Source organism: Microbacterium album (assembly GCF_014643695.1).
GTDB classification, from domain to species: Bacteria; Actinomycetota; Actinomycetes; order Actinomycetales; family Microbacteriaceae; genus Microbacterium; species Microbacterium album.
The window spans coordinates 1-6,654 of sequence record NZ_BMJY01000019.1 but is presented as its reverse complement, the minus strand read 5'-3'; the positions used below and the strand labels follow the sequence as shown (position 1 = coordinate 6,654).

General features: G+C 74.6%; 7 protein-coding genes. All 7 read right to left on the bottom strand.

From position 1 onward, the window contains the following. Positions 1-913: phosphate ABC transporter ATP-binding protein (locus IEX37_RS16175; protein ID WP_229663294.1), on the bottom strand; the 913-nt coding region annotated here is incomplete at its 3' end. A 27-nt stretch (positions 914-940) separates the two neighbouring features. Next, positions 941-2,071, bottom strand: coding sequence for a sortase (locus IEX37_RS14255; protein WP_188756996.1), 1,131 nt, complete (start codon positions 2,069-2,071; stop codon positions 941-943). Beyond that, on the bottom strand, positions 2,068-2,901 hold the full coding sequence (locus tag IEX37_RS14250; protein WP_188756995.1) for a hypothetical protein: 834 nt from the start codon (positions 2,899-2,901) through the stop codon (positions 2,068-2,070). The genes IEX37_RS14255 and IEX37_RS14250 overlap by 4 nt, the downstream gene beginning before the upstream one ends. After that, positions 2,898-3,368: a hypothetical protein gene (locus IEX37_RS14245; RefSeq protein WP_188756992.1), complete on the bottom strand. Its 471-nt coding sequence runs from the start codon at positions 3,366-3,368 to the stop codon at positions 2,898-2,900. Before IEX37_RS14245 ends, IEX37_RS14250 begins: the two co-directional genes overlap by 4 nt. After that, positions 3,365-4,552, bottom strand: coding sequence for a COG1361 family protein (locus IEX37_RS14240; protein WP_188756991.1), 1,188 nt, complete (start codon positions 4,550-4,552; stop codon positions 3,365-3,367). Before IEX37_RS14240 ends, IEX37_RS14245 begins: the two co-directional genes overlap by 4 nt. Positions 4,553-4,670: 118 nt before the next feature. Further along, positions 4,671-6,011, bottom strand: coding sequence for an Ig-like domain-containing protein (locus IEX37_RS14235; RefSeq protein WP_188756989.1), 1,341 nt, complete (start codon positions 6,009-6,011; stop codon positions 4,671-4,673). A gap of 77 nt (positions 6,012-6,088) precedes the next feature. Next, positions 6,089-6,654 (bottom strand): hypothetical protein (locus tag IEX37_RS14230; protein WP_229663293.1); only part of this gene is annotated, 566 nt, incomplete at its 5' end.

Below are 6,654 nucleotides of genomic sequence, written 5' to 3'. Positions count from 1 at the left end.
CCATCAACAGCACCTTCGGCTTCACCGCCAACGACCGCGCAATGCACAACCGCTGCTGCTGACCACCCGACAAACCACCACCGGGCTGACGCAACCGATCCTTCACTTCCTTCCACAGGCCCGCCGCGGTCAGAGACCGCTCCACGATCTCGTCCTTCTCATCCCGAGACGCCCGCTTACCCGTCAACTTCAACCCCGCGATCACGTTGTCGTAGATCGACATCGCCGGGAACGGATTCGGCTTCTGGAACACCATCCCGATGTGCTTCCGCGCATCCTGCAGCTTCTTGCCCCGGTCGTAGATGTCCTCCCCGTCCAGCAGCACCTCCCCCGCCAACGACGCCGACGGCACCAGCTCATGCATCCGGTTCAGAATCCGCAGGAACGTCGACTTCCCACACCCCGACGGACCGATCAACGCCGTCACCTGACCCGCCTCCATCCGCAACGACACCCGCTCGAGCACCTTCCGCTCACCGAACCACGCCGACACCTCCCGACCCTCCAGAGCCGACAGGGTCGTGGTCGGGACCGCGGGCACCAGAGGGTCGGGCTGTCCCGTCGAAGGGGACAGCGGCTCGGTGTATCCGGCGGGCACGGATGCCGTGCCCGGGTCGCCGGCCTCCGCCGGAGCGGGCGGGACGACGTCCGGCGCGGCCGAACGGCCACGGCCCCGGCGGGCGGGCAGAACCTCGGTCACGTCGTCCGCAGGCGCGGACGTAGGGGCGACGGCGGCGCCGCGGGCGGACACCGACGGGTGCACGTCGGTGATGTCGTCGGCCGCGGGCGCGTCGGCGGCGCCGCTCGCCGCGGTCGCGTCGGCCGTGGCGCCCGCGCGGGGCACGGCGGCACGCGGGGCGGGGTGGACGTCGGTGATGTCGTCGGCGGCCAGGGATTCGGGTCGGGAGGTCATGGCTGTGTGAGGTCCTTCGGGTAAGGGTCAGATCAGGTTGGGCAGCGCGTTCATCACCTGGTCGGCGGTCGCGATGCCGAAGAAGACGAGCAAGGGCACGCCGATCACCCAGGCGTGCCACCGGCCCCAGGTCGTCCAGAGCCACCAGGTGCCGATGCCTCCGGCGACGAAGAACACGAGCAGGAAGAAGGCCGTGAACCAGCCGCTGTGGTCCTGCCCCATCGGGAGCTCGCCGTCGCCGAGGGCGTAGACGGTCAGCACCCGCGCGGGGTTCTGCTGGGGCTCCGAGACGAGCGTCGCGTCGACGTGCAGCACGCCCGAGGCGAACAGCGGCAGGCCGTCGGCCGTCAGCAGTTCCAGGCGTCCCTCGCCGGCGCGCGGCGGGTCGGGCATCGGATCGCCCGCGCGGCGCACGCCGAACACGCGATACGTGTGCGTGCCCTGTCCGGTCGTGATGGTGAGCTCATCGCCGGGCTCGAGGCGGTGCAGCTGCCCGAACGGCCCGCCGTAGGTGAGCTGGCGGCCGAACACCATCGCCGTGCCGGCCTGCCCCGGCATGACGCTGTCGCGGCGCAGCCCGATGCCGCCGCGCAGGGTCTGCGCGTCGGTGCCGTTCACCACCACCTCGGACAGTCCGATCGCGGGCGCCTCCAGCAGCGCGACCGGCGTGCCGGGGGCGACGGCGCGCTCGTTCAGGTCGAGCTGGCCCACGGGCGCCTCGGCCTTGGCGAGCGACGTGCGCAGCTCGTCGTACGCGATGGTCTGCGCGCGGTAGTGCTGGAACGCCGACAGCAGCGCGGCGTGCAGCACGAACCCGGCCAGCAGCACCGCGACGGTGAGCAGCGCGGCCCCTGTCCACCACCGGAGGTCGCGCGGCGCGGGCGACCGGGGGGCGGGATCGGGCAGCAGGCGGCGCCGGCGTCCCTTGCGCGGGGGCGTCCCGCCGGCCGCGACCGGCCGGCGCGGGCCGAGGGGCCGCCGCCGCGGCAGGGGCGCCGTGATCTGGGCGTCGGGTCCGGCCCCGGGCGTCGCGCCGGGGGCGGGCGGCGGCGCGGCCGCCGGGGCGGGCGAGGGGTCGTGCCGCGTGGGCGGGGCGATGGTGTCGTCGACCGCGGGGCGGGGCGGCGCCTCCGCCGACGGGCGGGTATCGATGCTCACGACGCCACCGCCGCCTCCGGGCCGGGCGCGCGCATCAGCCGCACGACGTACCAGCCGGCCCAGAGCGTGGCCGGCACGAGCAGGGCGCCGCCGACCCACCAGAACCAGGCCGGGATGCCCTGCTCGGCGTCGGCGGCCGATCCCGCGGAGCCGACCAGCACGGCGGCGGTCGCGACGCCGTCGCACCAACCGGTGAACTGCAGCGTGTGGGGTCCGGGCGGGGTCTTCTCGGACACGGGGAACGTTGCGCGGACCGTGCCGTCGTCGTCGGCCGTGAAGGAGCCGATCAGGCCCGGCTCGCTGAACAGCACGAGCTGCACCTGCTCCTGCGGGCCGAAGCCGGTCGCGGTCGCGGTGATCTCCTCACCGACCCGGTAGACGTCCTTGTCGACGGTCGCCTCGTCGGCGCCGGACGCGGGCTGCGCCGGCACGGCGGGCTCGGTCGGGGTGCACGCGACTGCGTCGTCGGTCGTGTCGTCGGTCGACCCGCCCCGCGGCGCGTTCGTCGCCGAGCCGCGCGGGGCGGGGGCGCCCGCGGCCGGCACGCCACCGGGCTGCTCGTCGCGCGGGTCCTCCCCGGAGGACGCCGGCGGCGACGAGGGCGGCGGGGACGACGGCGGGGGCGACGAGGGCGGGGGCGACGAGGGCGGGGGCGACGGCGGCGGGGAGGACGGCGGCGGGGTGGGCGGCAAAGACGGCACCGACACGACGAGCTCGTTGTCGTGGTCGGCGGCGTACGCCCCGGGCACGGTGGCGAACCACGCCCCGCCGGCCAGCAGCGTGGCCGTGGCGACGGTCAGGAACGTGCGGGCGCGGCGCGCGAGCCTCATGCGGAGCCCCCGACGGAGCGGCGGCGAGCCGCCGCGCGCACGGCCAGCCCGGCGGCGATCAGCACGGCCCCCGCGGCGGCCGCGGTCCACACCCCGGCCGGCAGGCCGGTCGGGGTCAGCGGCGAGCGGTCCGCGTCCCCGCCCGGTCCGCCGCCCGGCGCGACCGACGGCGCGGGGCTCGGGTCGGGCGATGCGGTCGGCGTCGGATCCGGGCTGGGGGTCGGATCGGGCGTCGGCGTGGGATCGGGCGTCGGCGACGGCGTGGGGTCCGGCGTCGCCTGGGGGGTCGGGATCACGACCCCGATGCCGACGTCGGTCTTGCCGGTCGCCAGCGCGGCGGGCGCGAGCCAGAGCGACAGCAGCGCGAGCAGCGCGACCAGCGCGGCGGTCGCGGCGGCGCGCTGCGGGCGGGGGGCGGGGCGCACGTTCATGGGTGGCAGGCCCTTCGTTCGGGTACGGGCGGTCATGGCGTCTCCTGGCCGGCGCGGGGCACGTAGCCGGCACCGGCGGGAGCGGGTTCGAGGGGGGCGGCGTTCTCGGCGCGCACGCGCTCGGCGTACTCCGCGAGCTCTTCCGCGAGCTGGGCGCGCGTGCGGCGTCGCCGCCAGATCACGAGCCACACGGCCCCGGCGATGACGGCGAGCACCGCGAGCCCGGTCCACGGCACGGCCCACGCGACGACGGAGGCCGTGACGGGGGCGGGCAGCGGGTCGCTCGCCGCGACGCCCGAGGCCGGGGTGGCGGTGAGGGTCACGTCGGCGGTCAGCAGCAGCAGCGGGGGGATGCCGGGCAGCTCGGCGCTGACGTGGGTGGTCGCGCCGGGCACGAGGTTCTCGATGGGGTCGAGCGCGACGGTGCCGAGGTCGATGCCGAACGGCCCGGTCAGCCGCACCGACGGGGTGACGCTCACGCGTGTGTTGCCGGCGTTGACGACCTCGAAGCCGGCGTGCGCGCTGCCGGGGAAGAACGGGATCCAGGACGCGGCGTAGTCGGCGACCGTGCCGGAGACGCCCAGCCCGGGGGTGAGCGGGCCGTCGACGCGCAGGTAGATGCGCGCGCCCACGCGGTCCTCGCGCCGCACGGTCGCGCCCTCGCCACCGGTTTCGGAGAGGTATCCGGCGACCACGCCGGCGGTGTGGTCACCGGGGGTCGCGTCGTGCGGCACGGTGATGGTGAAGGGCAGGTCGGCGCGGGCGCCCGGCTCGAGCGTGATCGAGGCGCCGAGGCCGAGCGCGCACACGACGTCGGCCTCGTCCTCGCAGGCGGAGGGGGCGCCGTCAACCGAGGTCCACGCGCCCGCGCCCGTCGAGGGCACGTCGGCGCCGACGAGGGCGAACGCGCCGCTGTCGTAATCGGCGGTCGCGTCGGCGGCGTACACGCGGAAAGTGGCGGGCGCGGTGCCGCGGTTGGTGACGGCGACCCAGTCGGTGATCACGCTGCCGGGCGCCACCTGGTACTCGAAGGCGGTGCGGCCGTCGGGGCCGTCGGGCGTGGACGGCTGCACGCCCCACACCACGTCGCCGCCGGGCTCCTCGTCGGCCGCGAGCGCGACCGGGGCGGGTGCCAGGACGGCGCCGGCGAGCGCAGCGGCGGCGAGCAGCCGGGGCAGCACGCCGCGGTGACGGCGAGGCGGGAACGTGCGTGACGTCATGTGCTGGGTGTTCTCTCGGGGGTGGGGGGTGCGGTGCGGGGGACGTCCGCCCGCGGTCCGGGGCGGTGCCCGCCGGCGCCTGAGCGCGCGGCGGGAACCGCCCCGGTGCGGGTGACGCTCAGATGAGCGTCAGGGTGAGGGTGGAGGTGTAGTTGCCGCCCGGGGTGCCCGCGGGCACCTTGAGCAGCAGGTCGGCCTTCACGGTGGTGCGGGCGTTGGCGTCACCGCTGGCGGCGCCCGAGGCGAGCGGCTTGGCGGCGGCCAGGCCGGTGCCGGGAGCGACGGCGTCGCCCGCCGTGCCCGGGCCGTCGACCTTGGCGGGCGTCCAGCCGAGGTTGGTCGCCGCGATGCTGTTGCTGCCGCTCGTGAACGCCGAGGCGCTGCCCGAGAGGCTCCACGGCGTGCCGGCGGCGTCGCGACGGTCGTCGTTCACGGTCACGTTGCCGAGCTCGCCGGTGGCCTCCCACTCCGAGCCCTGCTCGCGCTGGTCGGCACCCTGCAGGGTGACCGCACCCGGGACGACGGCGATCGTCAGGCCCGACGGGTCGGTGCTGGTCTCGTCCGGCACGTTCACGCCCAGGTCGACGTCCTCCTGGTCATCCGGCGTGGGCGCGGCCTCGGTGGTGACGGGCTCGGCCTGGCCGTTCGAGCCCTCGTGGTCGTCGTCACCGGCGTAGCGCGCGCCGAACGTGTACGACGTGCCGGGCTGGAGGCCCGAGACGGAGTACGTGGCGGTGCCGGCGACGAGCGCCACCGGCGCGCCGATGTTCTCGCCGTTCTGTGTGAACTGCACGGCACCGGTCGCCTCGACCGGCGAGACCGTCGCGGTGAGCGTCGCGGAGTTCTGCGTCACGCCCGTGACGGACACCGAGGTCGTGGTCTCGGTCTTCTCGACCGGCGGCTCGGTCGTGGGCCGGTCCACGACCCTCCAGGAGAACGCGGCGCGGTCGACCTCGATGAAGGCGACGAAGTACTTGGCGTCGCCCACGCCCGCACCGGCCACCTGGCGCGTGGCTTCACACGTGACGACGAATCGGTTCAGCCCACTGGGAAGCGTGGTTTCGTTGAGCAGCAACCAGTTCGACGCGTGGTTTCCGGTGAGCTGGATCGGGTTGCCCTGCAGTCCCCACAGTGCGGCGTTGGCGTTGTTTCGGTTCAGGGAAGCGATGGTCTCGACCCCGTCGGCGGTCACGATCAGCGTGCGGGAGCTGTCGCGGTACCCCTGGGGGCATCCGGTGCTGATGTTCACCTCCACCGGCCCCCAGGTCAGGGCGTTGTTGCCGCCCTCATTGCCGGAGCGCTCGGTCGGGTCGAGCGTGATGGTGTAGTCGCCGCCGTTGACCTCGTTGTCGGGGTTCAGCACGGCGGCCGACGCGGGGGCGGCTGCGAGGAGGGAGGCCGAGACGAGGGAGGTGAGCGTTGCGCCGAGCAGCGCGGAACGCAGTCGCGAGGATCGCATGGGAGGAGGGGTTCCTTTCGGGTTGGGGTGGGTGGGATGTCGAAAGATGGAAGGAAGGATGGCGGAGGGGCCGGCGTTCAGTTCGTGCGGAACGAGGTGGCGTCGCCGGGGTGGTAGGTGACGTTGTAGATCGTGACGCCGCCCGTGAGGTCGCCGAAGCCGAAGTCGGTGATGACGAGCTGGTCGACCGTGCCCGGGCGGGTGGCGGTGTAGGCCAGCCCGCCGTCGCCCTCGAACAGGGCGGCCAGCACGGGGCTGGAGGTCAGTTCGGCGTGCTGCACGACCGTGAACACCGGCCGCAGGATCGGGAACTCCGTGTTCAGGTACTGCACGCCATGCGCCATGACTGTCGGGGTGACACCGCTGACGCTGCCGAGCACCGCCCCGAAGCGACGATCCTTCACGACGGTGCCGTAGTGGCCCTCCAACTCGGCGCTCCGGCTCTGCCCCAGCCAGCTCGCGACCGAGACGGGCACGATCGCGTTGGGAACCTGGGTGGTCACGGTGCCGTCGTTGGGCTGCACGTCGTGCGACGTGCCGCCCGCGGTGTAGCTGTCGGTGACGCTCGGGCCGAACGACCCGATCGTCGACTGCCAGAACGAGCGGGTGCCCGAGCCGGCCTGCGGGATGAACGGCACGATGT